The sequence below is a fragment of the Paenibacillus sp. J22P143 genome, assembly GCF_059692035.1.
In genome coordinates this window covers 791,538-810,169 of the sequence record NZ_JCAUAQ010000001.1, presented here as the reverse complement: position 1 = coordinate 810,169, position 18,632 = coordinate 791,538, and the positions used below count along the sequence as shown (strand labels likewise).

Here is an 18,632-nt window from a genome sequence, read left to right as displayed (position 1 = left end):
TTTTCCATATAGGGGGAGATCAGGCCAAACATTAACTTCTCGATAAGCTTTTATGTTCTGTATGGATCGTAGGAAACTCTAAATGTGGATCAGAAAAAAGGAGGACAAAATGCTTAAACAGAAAAAGAACATTGCATCAGTACTAGCTTTAACCCTTATAGTGCCCCTTGCACTCGCCGGATGCGGAACAGATACAAATAAAGTGGACGTGTCACCAAGCCAGACAGCCCTGGCTAAAGGGCAAGAGAATGAAAAGCCGGTAGAATTGACATTTTATATTGCTAATTCACCTGTTAAAGACTTGGATCGAATTATGGAAGCGGCAAATAAGATCATTAAAGAAAAAATTAACGCAACGGTAAAGCTTGTCGTTACCGACTGGAGCACGTATCCGCAAAAAGTTAATCTGATGATTTCCTCGGGTGAACCGTTTGATCTCGCCTTTACTGGAAGTTTTGGAGAGTTGAACTATTTCCAGAATGCTTCCAAAGGAGCTTTCAAAGATATCACCGAACTTTTGAATAAGTATGCGCCAACGACCAAGTCGAGAGTGCCCGAGAATATATGGCAAGGCGTTAAAGTGAATGGCAAAATCTTCGGATCCATTAATTATCAGGTATGGGGTATGGCGGGAGCCAAAGGTGTTTCGCTTCGAAAAGATTTGGCCGACAAGTACCAGTTCGACTGGAAATCGGTAAAGAAATGGGAGGACCTGACGCCATATCTGGAAGCTGTGAAGAAGGGCGAACCTGAGATGATTCCTTTTGAATACAGCAATCAGGCAGACAATTTTGCGGATATGTCCGTCGTTTATGGCATGGATTCTGTGGGAGATAATAAAATTCCTGGCTGGGTTCGGTATAACGATAAAGAGATCAAGGTCATCAATCAATACGAAACTCAGGAGTATAAGGATTATCTCAAATTGTTCAGAAGCTGGTATCAAAAAGGCTACATAAAGAAAGATGCCGCAACGATGAAGGATTATGTACCGGACAGAAAAGCCAAACGAGTTGCCTCGTTATATGGCAACCCGTATCCTGACCTGGTTGATATGCCTGAGCTTGCCTCCTCATCTTTCATGTCTATGGCACCGCAGGAGGACAAGGTATACGGTTACGGCAAGAGGTTTACCGACCCCTATATCTCTGCCAATAAGCCTTCAGAAGCATTAGTTGCTGTAGGAGCCAACTCGAAGCATCCTGAGAAGGCAGTTCAACTGATCGAATTGCTGAATACGAATGACGAGCTATTCCATCTCCTGGCTTTCGGTCAAGAAGGGAAAGATTACAAGAAGATTGGCGATAAGCAAATTGAGATGCTCAAAGACCAATACAATTTTAATTGGTCTGAATGGGAAATCGGACAGTCTTATAACAGGATGCTGTGGGATCAGAACACTGATGTCCCAGCGAAAGAAAAGTCTCTCGACATGATTTATAAAGCTGATAAGACAGCAATGATATCGCCTGTGATGGGATTTGTATTTAATACAGAGCCTGTTAAAACCCAAATGGCCAACGTAGACGCGACTTTGAAAGAACTTCTATATGCGCTCAATTCGGGTTCTGCAGATCCTGACAAATATTATGACGATTTTATTAAAAAATTGAAGAATGCTGGTGCCGACGATATTATCGCTGAGAAGCAGAAACAGATCAACGAATGGAAAAAGTTGAATGGCAAGTAAGCATGAAGCACAGAGTGACAGAAGCTAGCTTTTTAGCTGGATTCATCAAGGGGGAAAGCAGATTCGGCCAGTTATGTGATTGAGTCTTGCATTCCCTTCTGTTTCGTGTAAGCGCGTTCATCTGAACTAATTATCATGACTGAGAAATTATTAGTAGTAGGAGGAAAATAGCATGAGAAAATTTGTAAAGCGATCTGCTGCATTGGCACTGGCAATCACAATGATGATTCCATCCATCACATTTAATACGAATAAAGCAGAAGCGGCTCGAACGAACGGCACTGCGCCCTACACGAACCAATGGGCAGTTTCCGGTCCTTTTACCAACGAGCAAGCTCTTGGAAACATCGTTCCTGTCATTGGCCAGTCTTATACCGATCCGAACAGCACAGAAACATCCACTTGGCAATATTTCGACGACCGTATCTTCAACCGCAACTATGATGATTACAATGACCTGATGGGCTATTTTGATGTCAAACAGGGGAAGGATACACTCAATAAGTGGGTAGTGGCCGGGAGCTATGTTTACAGCCCCACCGCACAAACGGTTCAGTGGCAGGTAGGCGGTTCGGGTGTGTATAAACTTTTTGCCAACGATATTCTCAGTGGACAACAAACTCAGACTTCAAGTCGTGTGAGCAAGAGCGGAACAAAATATTCAATCGCATTAAAACAAGGCTGGAACAAGCTTTTCATCGAAATTCAGCACAAAAACCCCAGCAGTAATAAAAATTTCTTCGGCTTTTATACAAGACTTTCCGACAACAACGGAAATGAAATTCCTGGTCTCACATATTCTGTAACGGGACCAAACGTAGCAAACAACGAACTGAAAATTGTTACACAGGGCCTTGCTATTGATAAAACAGCATTTGATGCCCGCAATGCAAATGCCCCGTCAAACGACTACCCTTCAAACACACTTCCATACGCTTACGATGAAAATCCATATGTATGGATGGTTGCGCAAATCGACGGAGTTCTGAATACTTCAGAACATGCCCCGCAGGCATCTCCTTTTACATTCCAGGCTGCGGGCGGAAATCCCAGCTACACTTGGTCAATTGCCGATGGTCAGTTGCCGCCTGGCCTGACATTGGCAGCCGATGGTCGCATTGAAGGTAAGGTTGCAGACGGCGCTCACGGCACTTCACAAAAGGATTACACCTTCACAGTGAAGACGACAGACGCTCTAGGTTCTACTGCAACAAAACAATATACCATCACTGTCAAGGAAAACCCGGTTGATTGGTTTATTGAGGGCAAGATGTCCGCATTGACACACACAACAGGCACTATTCCGAACCTATATGACCCGAACTTCAACTATGACTCGTGGGCACAGGCAGCTAAAGAAGTGGGAATGACCTTGCTTTCGACAGAAAGCGTGCAAAACACCATTTACTACTGGCCGTCAGTCAACGCAAACTTAAGTCCGAGCGACAGCAACAAAATGTTTAAATACAACGCTTTGTACCAGTCAGAGAACGGCACATGGCAGGTAAAAGACAGAGTGATGGAGGCAAAGAAGGCTGTCGAGCGCTACGGTATGAAGTTCGGTGTGTATATATCGTCACAATACGAAGGAAAAGATATTATAGAAACCGATATCCAAGGATTGGTAGCAAGATACAATCCATGGTACGTCTTTCTCGATGGTAATCCTCAAAGCTATGCTAATGTTGACGTGGCGTATAGTTCTGCCCGCAACTATAACGACCGTGTTTTAATTCAAGCAAATCCCGGTCCTATAACGGGTGACCAAGATATTACACTTGAAGAGCGTGGATTCTGGTACTCTGAACCTTATAATTCCAACGGTTGGAAAGACCATATTAAGCCACTAACAAGAAAAGTCGCTCATGAGGAATGGAACGATCCATATACATCTGCATTTGATACCTGGGCGCAATACGCAGGTGGGAACGAACGCGACAATTGGATTTATTTAACAAAGGAAATCATTGATCAATATGGACACGGTTATGTCATGAATTATGACCAGTCCATTGGTAGAACCCGCGGTATGGATAACCTGAAGAGTAGTTTGGATAACACCAATATCTTCTCCATGGTGCCTATTGACACACAAAATTTGCTAGGTATGCGTTACAACATTGCAAAATGGATGGCAAATGCCGGCGGTCCGGACCTGCGTGAGTCCATGTCCGGCACCTTGCCATACACCATGGATTACACAATTAAACCAGGTTGGAAAACCGACCCGCAGCAGGCTATCGCCCACGGTCAGGGTCCGGATTGGGGTTACGCCATGTCCCGTGACCAGTATGTCTATATGCACATGATCCAAAACTTGATTCCCAATACGAGCAAGTCAGGATTTACTGGCCAAGCCTCGATGAGCGGAATTGGTCCCTTCGATTACGAGGTTGACAAGGTCGAGTTGCTGAACAAGGGTGTTTCTCTGCCATTCACAAAACAACAAAACAATGGCAAACACTATATTACAATTGACACTTCAAGTGTTGTTGCTGACCCCATTGATACAATCCTTAAAATTACAACAAAAAACCCTGCAAGAAAATACAAAATGACAAGTGTTAAATTGTTCAGCAGCCAAACGGAAGCAAACAAACTGAAACTTAGAGCAGAGAGCTATATGAATAACTACACCAATATGTTCGCACCTGCTGCACTTAATTACACAAGCGGCAATACAAGCGTAGCAACTGTAGACGCTGCAACAGGTTTGGTCACAGCTGTCGGTGATGGTACAGCTACAATCACAGTTACGGCAACCTATGATGATGGTGTGAACGCTCCTCAGGTGAAGACCGACACATATCCTGTAAAGGTGTCGGGCGGTGCGATTTCAGCTGCACTTCCACTGGTTGGTGTTAATATGTTCACAAAAGGCGCTTTGTTATGGGGACAATTCTCCACAAAACAAGACCTTCCTGTGACATTCCAGGGGTTCACAGAAAAGGGCGGCACGGTTGATATTCTGGGCGGTACCAATATCACGTACCACTATGCAACCGTTGACGGTAACCGTAACAACTCTGCAGGTAAAATGATTGTAACTGAAGTGCCAGCAGCTCAAGTACCGTTCGTTGTAAATGGCAACACCATGAAATTTACAAATAAAGTTTCCACCCCTACGATGTACTGCTACTGGGCTGACATCACTGTAGACGGAAAGACATTTACATCGACGCGCAACTACATTACACTTATCCCGGATTCAAGCGTTGCAGTTGGAATTACGCCGACAGTTACAAGCAACAGCAGTAACGCGAACAAATTATCTGACGGCATAATCAACGATTCTACCGGAGGCAATCTCGCAAAATGGGTAGCGCCGGCAAGCGACACGAATCCGAGCATCACGTATGATTTGGGCAAACAGCAAAACCTTAACCGCGTTAATATCTTCTTTAATCACCATATGCCGAATGCCAACAACGTTACTTACTACAACGTGCCGAAGAAGGTAAAGATTGAGTATAGCGTTGACGGAACCAATTGGATAGCAGGCAACGAAACAAACACATTGTCCGGGGGGGGGTTGCCGACATCGAAAAACACGCTAGCAGTTCCGACTAGCGATACAACCTTGTATGCTTGGGAGCAAGAGGGCTTGTTTTACAACTATCCGATTGACCCGATCAAACCCGGCGTGCAAGCGCGTTATGTAAGAGTATCCTTCCCTGGCGGCGGTCAAGGCGGCAGCCCGATTGATGTGCTGGAGGTTCAAGTATTCTCATCAGCAGATTTAACAGGACTTGGCAGCATTATGCTTGATCCGAAAATCGGAACGGATAACAAAACGGTAACGGTTGATGTAGAAGGTTCATCCTTCTTAGGTGATCCTCTTGACCTAACCGATGCGGACATCACGATCACAAGCGAAAACCCGTCCGTTGCAGCGGTTGGCGCAGATGGTGTGATTACATCCGGGGCAAAAGGCAAAACGAGAATCCATGTAACCGCAAGGCTTAATAACTACAGCGCTAGCAATTACTTCCTTGTAGAGGTAGATGCTGACGAAAAAATATCTCTAACCCCTTATCTGAGAGAAGTAAAGATTTCTTTAAGCAGCGACACCATTAAGATCGGTAAACCGATCGTAGGGGCTTTAACGGGAACATTAAGCACGGGCGAACAAACTGATTTATCAAGGGCTGTTGTAGAATATAAATTTAGTGATGAAAAGTTATCCGTTGTTGAGGGCAGCAATACAATCGTTGTTAAAGGCAATATAGGTAGTGGATTTAATGCGACCGTTGCCGTAAAGGTGACTTTAGACGGGGTGAGCGTTGAAAGTCGTCCTATGACAATTGCTGCAGTTAGGGATAGTATCCCTCAGTCGCAAATGACGGCAACGGCGACAAGTGAGGAATTTAGTCCATTTCTTGGGGGAGACAACAGAGCCCCAATGGCGATTGACGGAATCCCTGATACACACTGGCATACGAAATGGGATGGTTCCAATGTACTCCCTCAATCGATTACGTTAAACCTTGGAGGAACCTACAATATCGATACAATCGCCTATTTGCCAAGGGAAACAGGCGGCAATGGAACTATTACAGGCTATAACGTATATGTAAGTACGAATGGAGCGGACTTTGCCAAGGTTGCAAACGGAACTTGGGTAAACGACACTAAAGTGAAATTCGCAAATTTTACACCGATGAATGCATCGTATGTCAAGCTCGAAGCAACGGCGGGTGCTGGCGGCTTCGCAGCGGCTGCGGAGATCAATGTCTTTAAAGTAAATGCTGAAGTCGTCAAAACTATCGTAGATTACAAGTCGGTTACTGGTGATACGGGCATAGGTAGAATACCTTTACTACCTGCACAGATCGAGGCTGTATACAACGATGGAACAACTGGATTAGTTGACGTTGCATGGGCCCCTGTAACTGCAGATATGGTATCACATGCAGGAGTATTTACAGCAAACGGCACGGTAGCAGGAACCTCGGTCCAAGCAAAAGCGATCTACAGAGTAGTAGCTGATTTTAAACTCGCTCTAAAAGAAGTTAAGCTTTCTTTTGATAAGCAAGTCATCAAGAAGAACGATCCGATTGTCGGGACTTTAGTGGGAACATTAAATACTGGCGAACAGGCAGATTTATCAAGAGCTGCTGTACAGTATGTGTTCAGTGATTCAAGATTAGAGGCTGTTCCAGGTAGTAACACAATTGTGATCAAAGGAGATTTGAATAAAGCATTCCTTTCGACTGTTAAAGCGAATGTAACTCTGGATGGAGTAACTCTGGAGACCAATCAGAAGACGATTTCAGCTCTAGTAGATGGAAACATAGCCTATTTAGCAGGTGTATCCGTAAAGTCAGTCAGGTTAGATGATGCCAGATATGTTGGTATTAAAGCGGTAGATGGTGATAAGTCTACAAGTTGGGCATCATCTCCTACTGATAATACCAAGGCTCCATGGATTAAATTAGATTTCGCTACTCCATTAACAATCAGTAAGGTAAACCTGATCGACCGTGGCCACCAGGTTAATCAGATTGGAGAAGGGCTCTTGGAATGGGAAGGAGGCAGCAAGAAGGTAACGAATATTCTGTGGAATGGAAAACCTGACAACTTTGTTATTTTTGACCAGCCGATTGTGACTAGCTGGATTAAATTCACAATTGACCCTGATAATAAGTTTATAAATTCTAATTCGGCTGAACAGGGTGAACTAGGTCTTACAGAATTTGAGGTATACACACCGAATAAAGAATTTGTAAAGACGATTGTAGATTACAAATCGGTTGCTATGGATACGGACTTAGGCGTAATACCATCACTTCCTGCACAAATCGAGGCTGTATACAACGATGGAACAACTGGATTAGTTGACGTTGCATGGGCTCCTATTACTGTAGATATGGTATCACATGCAGGCGTATTTACAGTAAACGGCACGGTAGCAGGAACCTCAGTCAAAGCTAAAGCAATCTACAGAGTAGTTGGGGTTGAGACGGTTACAGGTCAAGCTACTTTGAATAGCGTGCAGCAGGCGACCTCTGGCCAGACATTTGATGTAACGATGGGATTGAGCGTTACGCAAAGTGTGTACCAGTCGGTGTATGGTCAAGACTTGACTCTTCACTTTGATCCGACCAAATTGGAGTTCAATTCTGTAACGTCATTGATAGAAGGATTTAGAGTCGTTGATAAAGATGTTTCAGTGCCAGGAACTGTTCGAATTGTGGCTGCCAGCTTGGGCGTGAACATACCTGCCCAAGGCGATATGCTCGCCATAAAATTTACGGTCAAATCTATAAACCAGGCAACCAATACGACCATTTCTGTAGGCAATATTGTTATTGCCAATGTACAGGGGAATGAGTTGCAGGTTGGCAGTTCCTCTCACGAGATACAAATAACTGTACCTAGTACACCTGTAGATAAGTCACTCTTGAACGGGGCGATCACAAGAGCTCAGGCCAAGTATGATGCAGCAGAGGAAGGCGATGGAGATGGACTGTATGTAATTGGTTCTAAAGCGCAATTGCAGTCGGCTATCGATGTAGCCAAAGCGGCAGCAAATGCTTCGAATGCGACACAGCAGCAGGTAGATAGCGCTAAAGCTGCATTGGAAGCGGCGATTCAAGTGTTTGACGCCAAGCGGATAACTGCAAATGTCAATGGTGAAGAGGGTTCCACGATTGGAGACTTGGCAATGGTAGCAGGGGCTTACGGCAAAAAACAAGGTGAATCAGGCTGGAATGAGAAATTGGATGTCAACCATGACGGCAAAATTGACATTTTAGATCTTGCCATTGTAGCAAGAGCGATTTTGCAATAAAACAACTTTGAGGATTTACTGGCGATGAAATGGGGGGGAGCGTATCTCTCCCCCTTTCTAACTTTTACGAGGAGGAAAGAATTGGATGGTAAATAAAATCAAAAAATTCACTTCAGTGGCGTTGGCATCTGCAATGATCGTGACATCCATGTTTGCTTTTCCCAATAATAAAGTAGAAGCACAGCAAGTGGCGGGTAACGCACCATTTATTAACTCATGGTTGGTATCAGGTCCATTCGTTTCCCCTGTAGTGGATCAAATTTATGGAACTGCAGTGGGAGAAACCGTGAAATACGCGGCGTCGGCATCACAAATAACAGCATCATCGTCAACTCTTGCAGTAAACCCTGTTTCAAAATTAGTTGATGGAAGCACAAGTAGTCAGTGGGTGACAGAAAATGATTCTGCTCCATGGGTGAATCTGAAATGGAGTCAGCCTATTGCTATTAATGAAGTGAAAATAGCACAATGGGGCGATGGGCGTCACGTTAACAATTATTATCATCTTACTTTCACGCTGAATGATGGCAGCAAAGTAGAATCCGGAAAGGTGGATAGTACATCTTCCAGCCCATCCGCACCAACCGTGTATGCCATGCAATCCGAGTTGAGGAATGTAGTTGAAATGAAGGTTGAAATCGATAAAGGACGAACACCGTATCCAAACATAACCGGCATTTCAGAAATAGAGGTAAATAACAAGCCAGCAGTTGGATCTGGTTCTGGCGCTGCTACGATCGCTCCCGCAATCGGTGATCCTTTAAGTTTGAATAACGAAAGTCATAAATGGGAATATTTCGATGATCGCATTTATAACAGAAACTACGATGATTATCAAGATTTATATGGTTATTATACTGTGAAAAAAGGGATCGATACTAAAAACAAATATGTATACGCTCACACATACGTATACAGCCCAGTGGAACAGCAAGCGTATTTTAATGTAGGCGCCAGCGGTTCATATCGACTGTATGTCAATGATAAGGCTGTAACGACACCGTCCACACCTGTGGAGGTGCAAAAGGATTTGACAAAACAGGCGATACTGTTAAAGCAGGGTTGGAATAAACTGATGATTCAAATCAAACATACGTATACAGAAGACGTAAATGCAAACAATGTCCCGATAGGGAAAGATCAGAATGTGGCCTATCTCGGGTTTTATGGCCGAGTTACGGATCAATCTGGCAATAAAATTAATGGCCTCATCCATTCGGTCGCAGGCGAAGCAGACACTTTAAATATTGTTACGCAAGGTTTATCAACCGCGGATGCCATAGCAGCGCCGCTTCCAACCGGTACGATGCCGATCGGTTACAAGGAATGGCCGTATGTATGGAATAAATCGAAGTCTGGCGCCCAATTCGGCGTCGCGGCATCCGCCTTTCAATTTATGGCTAGCGGGGGCGCTCCCGACTATGCCTGGAAAATCGTGGAGGGCAAGCTGCCTGACGGCTTGGAACTCAATGCCGATGGGACGATTGCGACTGGACTAGTGAACGGAAATATCGATTTAAATAGCAGCAAAGGTATCATTAGCATCAATACTGCACCGGGGGATTACAGCTTCACCGTACAAGTAACGGATCGCAATGGTCAAACCGCTCGGAAGCAGATGACGATTACGGTAAAGGAACGACCGAATAAATGGTTTGAAGAAGGGCGCGTGGGCGCTTTAACTCATGCTTTCCCGTCGTACAGCAACTTTGTGGACCCGAATTTCTCGGCAGATCTATGGGCAGAAAGAGCAAAACGTCAAGGCCATTCATTAGTCTCGATTGAATCGTTGCAACAAATTTATACTTGGCCGTCTAAATTTGCAGATCCGAAACATCCTCGACATGAGCATTTACCCAAGGATGAGAACGGCAAGCTCATCGACACCATTAAGCCTTTTGAGGAGGCAGTCAAACGCCATGGCATGAAGTTCGGTATCTATTACGCAACCGAAGGCGGAGGCCTGCAGCATAATTCTACGGATGTGTTTATGCAGAATGTGGAGGACCTCATATTGCGATATGATCCGGTCTACCTTTATTTTGACGGTCCTCAAGCTATGCGCAGTGCCAACTATGATGTGATGTACAGCAACATCCGCAATTATAGCGATGGAATTATCGTCAATTCCAATGCTTGGGGCGAGGAGTTTGGAGACCCGGATCTAAGAACGGCGGAAGCGGATGGCATTTACCACAATGCCGGGGCGAATCATCTGTTGAAACGGACGCCGATGGAGCCGTGGAAAATGATTCGGACGAAAAACGCGCTGTCTCCCTACTACGGCAAACGCGACGATTTCCGGCAAGTGGCAAAAGAAATGATGATGAATGCAGGCAGAGGCTACGTGGACAATAATGATCAGACACCCGTAGACAGCCGGGGGCCTTTCTGGGATTCCGTTCAGGATATCGCTACAAGGTATCCGAAAGCAGAGCAGCAATTCATAGATGTGAGAGAAGCGATGAACGCATGGTTTGCGCCTGCAGACAAACCGGAGAGGCATGAATCCACGACAGGGACAATGCCCTATTTCCTCAGCGGCTACGGTTTCGAGGACGACGGAAAAGGAAACTATGAAAAATTTGCTTTTCCTAACAGCACAACAGGCCCGCAATGGGGATACGCAACGTATAGAGACAACAATGTTTATCTTCATATTATGAAAGGACCTGACAGCAAAAAAGGATTTGATGCCATTACTGGAAAGTCTTTAACCATTCGTCCGGTGCCAGATCATGTGAAATCCGTAACCTGGTTGAACGAGGATATTCCTGTCACTTCTTTTGTACAAAATGGAGATAGTCTGACCGTCAATCTTGCTAATGTCCAAGAGGATCCGATTGACACAATCATTAAGATTGTAACGGACAATGCTGCACGCAAATATATGCTTACCAATGTCAAAGCAACGGGTGAGCAGTTGACCTCCTCATCGCTCAGAGTCAACACGGAGGGATATATGACTTTTCCGGCGCTTAAAGCCAAGCTTTCAGGTTTAACATACAATAGTGCGAATCCAGCAATTGCGGCAGTTCATGCTGACGGAATCGTAACTCCGGTATCAAACGGAACAACGACGATCACAGTTAGCGGAACTTATGAAGGTGTAACGAAACAGGATACATTAAAAGTAACAGCAAGAGACGGCAACATTTATGTCGGGGAAACCATGATTGGCGCAACATTACTCGTGGGTGGAAAAGAAGCTTACGGCGAGTTTGGTACACTTGAAAAACTCAGCTATCAAATCGAAGGCAGATCATCGAAAGGCGGAGCAATAGGGCTTGATGCGGCACAAATTCAATGGCACGGCGGTGTCGTTGATTTACAAGCGGGTGATAAATATAAGCCTGTATCGATCACAGAAACAAATGGATTTACTTTTAAGACAAATGAAATCATAGCGCCTTTCGTAGAACAACCTACACGGGGAGTCGTATGGGCTGATGTAACGTTAGACGGCCAAACGTATACAACAAATAAAATATTCATGGACCTGCTGCCCTACCAAAACCTTGTAGGATCCACTGAAATTACAGCTAGTCATAATCAAGGTGCAGTAAGTCATTTAGTTGATGGACAAACAATTGAAGGAAGTCACTTTGATCAATCCAAATGGTCGGTACCTGCAAATGAAAAGGTATGGATTCAATTTAAGCTGCCGACAATGGCTCAGATTGCCAATATTAATTTTAACTTCAATTCTTTGGAACAAAGATATATCAATACGCCTAAAACAATAAAAATTCAAACCAGCGCTGACGGTGTGGCATGGACTGATGTCACAACCGTCAACGGTCCGACGGGTACTGCTAATTTCGGATTCTATGACCAATATGCAGTAAACACAGAAGCTCAATACGTTAAATTACGATTTGAAGGAGGTTCAAACGGGTCAACGATTGATTTACTTGAAGTGGCAGTAAACGGAGCGGATATGTCCAACTTATTTGATCGTTTCGAATATGAGTATAAACCGCTTACTTCAGCTACAGGTAAATATGACATTCATGCTTTTATGGGTGCAGGTGCTCCGATTGATATGAAAGATGCGATGATCACGGTAACAAGTGACAACCTGAGTGTGATTACGGTGGGCGAGTCAAACCTGCTGACCGCTGTTTCGAAAGGTATGGCAAAGATTCACATAAGAGCAACAATAGGCGGACGTTCTATTGAAGAAGTTACTTATCTTTTTGTTGATGAGTCAGGAAAACTAGTTACGGCTCCCTATTTAAGTAAAATCGACTTAACTCTTAATAAAAATACAATTAAACCTAACAATTCGATCGTTGCCACAATGAATGGCTTATTAAGTACAGGAGGAAGCGCTGATTTATCAAGGGCTGCCGTAGAATATCAATTTAGCGATGCAAGGCTATCTGTTGTTGAAGGCAGTCATATGATCATTGCGAAAGGCGAACTTGGTACTGGGTTTAATGCGACTGTTGCTGTAAAGGTTACTTTAGACGAGGTGACCGTTATAAGTCGTCCGATGTCAATACAGGTAGTTGTTGATACTGTCTCTCAGTCACAAATGACAGCAACGGCGACAAGTCAGGAAACGGCTGGCGAGAACAACGCAGCCTCCATGGCGATTGACGGAAACCCGGGAACGATCTGGCATACAAAGTGGAATAAATCAGACGTTCTCCCCCAATCGATTACCTTAAACCTTGGAGGAACCTACAAAATCAATAAAGTCGCCTATTTACCAAGACAATCAGGAAGCAATGGAATTATTACAGGCTATAACGTGTATGTAAGTACGGATGGGGTATCTTTTACTAAGGTTGCAAGTGGAAATTGGGATAACAACAATGCGGAGAAATACGCAACGTTTGCTTCGACCAATGCATCCTATGTCAAGCTCGAAGCAACAGCGGGTGTTGGCGGATGGGCGTCGGCAGCGGAGATCAATGTTTGTCTTGATTCACCGGAAGTGCCGGTAATGCCACAAACGGTTATAACCGGAGCGGAGAAAGTAAATTCTGGCCAAACTTTCAATCTGACGATGGGATTGACTAACGTTACGCAAAGTGTATACCAGCAAGTATACGCCCAAGATTTCACACTGCAGTATGACCCTGCAAGTGTGCAATTCGATTCAGTGACATCCCTGAAAGACGGGTTCGAAGTCGTTGCTAAAGACGATTCGGTGCCAGGAACTGTTCGAATTTTGGCTGCAAGCAAGGGCGCGAACGTACCTGCCCAAGGCGATATTTTCACAATCCAATTTAAGGCCAAATCTGTAACCCAGGCAACCAATACGACAATTTCCGTAGGCAATGTTGTTATTGCCAATGCACAGGGGAATGAACTGCAGGTTGGCGGAGCCTCCCGCGAGATCCAAATCACTGTACTTGCTATACCTGTAGATAAGTCGCTCTTGAACGCAAAGATTGCAAGCGCTCAAACGGCGTACGATGCAGCAGTGGAAGGCGATGGAGATGGACTGTATGCGACTGGCTCCAAAGCGCAATTGCAGTTGGCTATCAATGCAGCCAAAGCGGCAGCAAACGCTTCGAACGCCACACAGCAGCAGGTGGATAGCGCTAAAGCTGCATTGGAAGCGGCGATTCAAGTGTTTGACGCCAAGCGGATAACCGCAAATGTCAATGATGAAGAGGGTTCCACGATTGGAGACTTGGCAATGGTAGCAGGAGCTTACGGCAAAAAACAAGGTGAATCAGGCTGGAATGAGAAATTGGATATCAACCATGACGGCAAAATAGACATTTTAGATCTTGCTATTGTAGCCAGAGCGATCTTGCAATAAAAAAATATGAATCAAGCATAAAGTGGGGGGAGAATTATTTTCTCCCCTCTATTCATTTTGCAGATAAATTACTATTTTTGATAACTGCTTTTAAAGAAATTGGAGGATTCTTCGATTTTTATTGTTTCTTTAGTAAGAACAGGAATAGTACGATCAGTGAGAAGAAAGTTTATTTGTGAATCAATGAATTATGAATGCGTTAACGGTCCGCATGTATTATTGTAAATTAGGGAGATGTTAAAATGGCTTCGTTCACAATTAAAGGCAAACAGTTTATTTATAACGGTGAACCTATTCGAATCCTGGCAGGAGCGATGCATTATTTCAGAATTGTGCCTGAATATTGGCAAGATAGGTTGTTGAAATTAAAAGCTTGCGGGTTTAATACAGTTGAAACCTATGTAGCCTGGAATGTCCATGAACCGAAAGAAGGGCAGTTCAATTTTCAAGGCATCGCCGATGTTGAGCGTTTTGTTCAATTAGCTGGAGAATTGGGACTTCACGTCATAATTCGCCCGAGTCCGTATATTTGCGCGGAGTGGGAATTTGGCGGGTTGCCCTATTGGCTACTAAAGGACCCTTCCATGCAATTACGTTGTTACTACAAGCCTTTTTTGGATAAAATAGACGCCTATTACGACGAATTATTGGCAAGGTTTAAGCCCCTTCTATGTACGAGTGGCGGACCGATTATTGCCATGCAAATTGAAAATGAATACGGAAGCTATGGCACAGATAAGGAATATCTGGCGTATTTAAGACAAGCCATGATTATCCGTGGAATGGATGTGCTGCTGTTCACTTCGGATGGGTATGACGATTCCAATCTTCAAGGAGGTACGCTACTTCCGGACGTGTTCGCAACAGTCAATTTCGGATCGCGGCCTGAAGAAGCATTTGCCAAATTGCTGGAATATCAGCCGGACAAACCATTGGTATGTATGGAATATTGGAATGGCTGGTTCGATCATTGGGGAGATGAACATCACCAGAGAGGTCATGACGATGTTGTGGACGTACTGGACCGGATGCTGAAATTAGGCGCTTCCGTTAATTTCTATATGTTCCATGGCGGTACGAATTTTGGCTTTTATAATGGAGCCAATTATTTGGGTAAATATGAACCGACCGCAACCAGTTATGATTATCATGCGATGTTGAATGAATCTGGGGATATTACTGACAAATACATCGCAGTTCGAGAATTGCTTTCCAATTATGTGGATTTGACGGATATTGAAATTCCCGCTTCCATTCCAAAGAAAGATTACGGCATGGTCCGCCTTACTGAACAAACGAGGTTATTTGATTCGCTTGATCAGTTATCCACCCCGATAACAAGTAAATGTCCAATTACGATGGAACAATTGGATCAGGATTACGGTTTTATTTTGTATACGACGCAGATATCGGGTCCAAGGGCGAAGAATAAGCTCGTCCTCCAACAAGTACATGACAGGGCGCTCATATTCCTGGATGGGATTTATCAGGGGGTAGTTGAAAGAAACACGCATGATCAGACAGTGGAAATAAAAGAGAATGATATTCTGGTAGAAATACCTCCCGAAGGCGCGACATTAAGTATTTTAGTGGAAAATATGGGTCGGATTAATTACGGTTATGGATTGAAAGATCCAAAAGGGATTACAGAAGGGGTTCGTTTTGAGCGAGGTTTTTTGCACGATTGGAAGATGTACTCGCTTCCTCTAAACAATTTGTCAAAACTCGAATTCCAGGAGATGCAAGAAAGTGGTTCTTCTACGCCTACTTTTTATAAAGGCAATTTTCATGTTGACGAGGTCGGGGACACATTCTTGAAACTGGAAGGTTGGACGAAGGGCGTGGCTTACATCAACGGCTATAATCTCGGGCGGTATTGGGAAATTGGTCCTCAGAAAACGTTATATATCCCAGGACCGCTTCTGTCCGAAGGGGAAAATGAGTTAATCGTGTTCGAACTGCATGGCACAAACGATCCGATTGTTATTCTTCAAGACTTTGCTGAGCTAGGGTAGTTTGTTGGAAATTGTTACGATGGTCATACAGTGTTCGAGGATCAAAAGTGGAGGTATTCATAGTGAAAAGCTATCATTCTCAAATCATGGAACAAAATAATTGCAGATTAGAAGTAAAACTGGCAACATATAATGGCTCACAGATCATGAACTCGGTCAAGAGCACGTTGTTAGAGTCGAACGATGATAGTAAGCTAAAGCTGGAGGACTCCTTGTGGAGTGTCGACTTTACCTGTTTAAATGATGAAAATAACGAGAATGTCATCGAATATCATGTAACTTTCAAGGTGTCGAAAGGCAATGTTAATCAGGCTAATGTATCGGTCAGTTTGGTGCTAGACCAATGGGCTAGGGAGAACTATGTGTTAATGCCGGCAGCAGCCTATAACGGGAACCGGTTTAAAGTCAGTGAACAGGTGTATCCTCCAATGCTTACTCGGGACGATGAGATCGGTCTCCATATTCCGACAACGATAACGGATGTTCCAAGGTTAAATCACAGCGACGGACCATCTAGGATCGAATTAAGAACGGGCGATTTGGCTACCCCGACAGTAGGCTGCTTTCAGCGTGAGCAGAAGAGAGGAATCTTTCTATTAACGACTCAGGGAACCTCGCTTGGGGATTCAGGAATTACAATGGTAGAAAATGATCAGCGGACGCAAGCGGCTATTACTCTGTCGGCTCCTGCTCTCAGAAGCTACAAGTACAGCATGTGCAATTCGAAAGAGCAATCGGATGATTACGGCGTTCCTTTTCATGAGAACGATGAAGTGACCCTGAAATTCCGTCTATATTTCTTCCATTGCAGCGATATTATGGGTCTGTTTAATTATTTCACGGATATTCGCAAAGATTTGTCTGGTAATTCGCAATTTCGGCATGAGATTCCCTTCTCCGAATCTTGGGATATTTTGGAGAGTAAATATAATCGAGATAACTGGTTACAAGACGATGAATTTTATCGGTCGTCGACTTCGAAGGATGAGGTATTTGGCGAATGGCAAACAGGTTGGGTTGGCGGTGCGATGAATACTTACCCGATGTTCGCGATTGGCAACGAGCTTTCTAAAGAGAGGTCTTTCAAGACAATAGATTTTTTATTCTCAAGAGTTCAAGCACCTTCGGGATTTTTCTACGGAATTTACTGCAAAGGAAAGTTGCTTGGCGACAATTTCAGAGACCATGATGATATAAGTTGTGTTCTTGTGAGAAAAAATGCAGATGCGATCTACTTTGTTGTCAAGCAATTTATGCTTCTCGACCAATTGAAGGCAGATGTACCGTCTCATTGGATAGAAGGGCTTAAAAATTCTTGCGATGCGTTTGTTCGATTATGGAACAACAACCGGCAATTCGGACAATTCATTGATGTGCATAAGGAAGAGATCATTATCGGAGGCAGTGCATCCGCGGGCATCGCCCCAGCGGGATTAGCCTTGGCAGGGCAATATTTCAACCAGCCCAGCTATATCGAAGTTGCGAAACAATCGGCCGAAATGTATTATGAATATTTTGTCAAGCAAGGTGTGACGACCGGTGCGCCCGGGGAAATATGTCAATGTCCGGATAGTGAGTCGGCATTTGCACTCTTGGAATCTTATGTTGTTTTGCATGAAGTGACGGGCGAGAAGAAGTGGTTGTTGATGGCGGAGGATACAGCCAAGCTTTGCTCGACATGGTGTGTCTCGTATGATTTTAAGTACCCGCCAACTTCTGAATTCAGCAAACTTGATTTGCGTTCAACAGGCTCTGTTTGGGCTAACGTGCAAAATAAGCACGCTGCACCAGGAATTTGCACGTTATCGGGTCTCTCTTTATTTAAGCTTTATCGCGCCACCTTGAACGAATTTTATCTGGAGCTATTAAGTGAAATCGCGCATAATATCCCGCAATATGTATCTAGGGAAGATCGTCCTTTAAGAATTTCTTGGGATTCAGATCCAGGCAATAATTATTCTCCTTCTGGTTGGATGGGAGAACGTGTCAATACGAGCGATTGGGAAGGCAAGGCTAATGTTGGTGGCGTTCTCGGCGGTTCCTGCTGGTGTGAAGTGTCCAATATGCTAACCTATTTTGAAGTGCCCGGTGTTTATATTCAGAAGGATACGGGGTACGTCTACGCATTTGATCATATTGATGTGGAAGTTATTGAGGACAGTCCGTTCCACCTCGTTGTCGTAATGAAAAATCATACGAAATTTACCGCAAGAGTTAAGGCATTTATTGAAGAGTATAAAGATGTAACAATGGCTTTACATCCAAATATCATGCTTGAATATCAAACGATTGTAATAAAACCTTTTAGCGAGCAGACGATAATCTTACATAAATGATAGATGATTGCCATCC

Annotated in this window: 5 protein-coding genes; all 5 read left to right on the top strand. The window is 44.1% G+C overall.

What is annotated here, in order from left to right:
* Nucleotides 1–109: 109 nt before the first annotated feature.
* The 5 genes from AC58PQ_RS03695 to AC58PQ_RS03675 all read left to right on the top strand — a co-directional run bounded on the left by AC58PQ_RS03695 (nucleotide 110) and on the right by AC58PQ_RS03675 (nucleotide 18,616).
* Nucleotides 110–1,690 (top strand): ABC transporter substrate-binding protein, encoded by a 1,581-nt coding sequence (locus tag AC58PQ_RS03695; protein ID WP_497240599.1) that lies wholly within the window; start codon nucleotides 110–112, stop codon nucleotides 1,688–1,690.
* A 172-nt stretch (nucleotides 1,691–1,862) separates the two neighbouring features.
* Entirely contained in the window at nucleotides 1,863–8,483 is a 6,621-nt protein-coding gene (locus tag AC58PQ_RS03690; protein WP_497240598.1) for a discoidin domain-containing protein, read from the top strand.
* An 85-nt stretch (nucleotides 8,484–8,568) separates the two neighbouring features.
* Entirely contained in the window at nucleotides 8,569–14,265 is a 5,697-nt protein-coding gene (locus AC58PQ_RS03685; RefSeq protein WP_497240597.1) for a discoidin domain-containing protein, read from the top strand.
* A gap of 242 nt (nucleotides 14,266–14,507) precedes the next feature.
* The gene (locus tag AC58PQ_RS03680; protein WP_497240596.1) at nucleotides 14,508–16,280 is read left to right on the top strand and encodes a glycoside hydrolase family 35 protein; all 1,773 of its coding nucleotides are present in this window, start codon (nucleotides 14,508–14,510) and stop codon (nucleotides 16,278–16,280) included.
* A 62-nt stretch (nucleotides 16,281–16,342) separates the two neighbouring features.
* Nucleotides 16,343–18,616, top strand: a complete 2,274-nt coding sequence (locus AC58PQ_RS03675) for a hypothetical protein (protein WP_497240595.1) — start codon at nucleotides 16,343–16,345, stop codon at nucleotides 18,614–18,616.
* Nucleotides 18,617–18,632: the final 16 nt, after the last annotated feature.

Excerpts from the sequence above, each read along its gene's own strand:
- AC58PQ_RS03695 (WP_497240599.1), top strand. The coding sequence starts at position 110 with ATGCTTAAACAGAAAAAGAACATTGCATCAGTACTAGCTTTAACCCTT.
- AC58PQ_RS03690 (WP_497240598.1), top strand. The coding sequence starts at position 1,863 with ATGAGAAAATTTGTAAAGCGATCTGCTGCATTGGCACTGGCAATCACA.
- AC58PQ_RS03685 (WP_497240597.1), top strand. The coding sequence starts at position 8,569 with ATGGTAAATAAAATCAAAAAATTCACTTCAGTGGCGTTGGCATCTGCA.
- AC58PQ_RS03680 (WP_497240596.1), top strand. The coding sequence starts at position 14,508 with ATGGCTTCGTTCACAATTAAAGGCAAACAGTTTATTTATAACGGTGAA.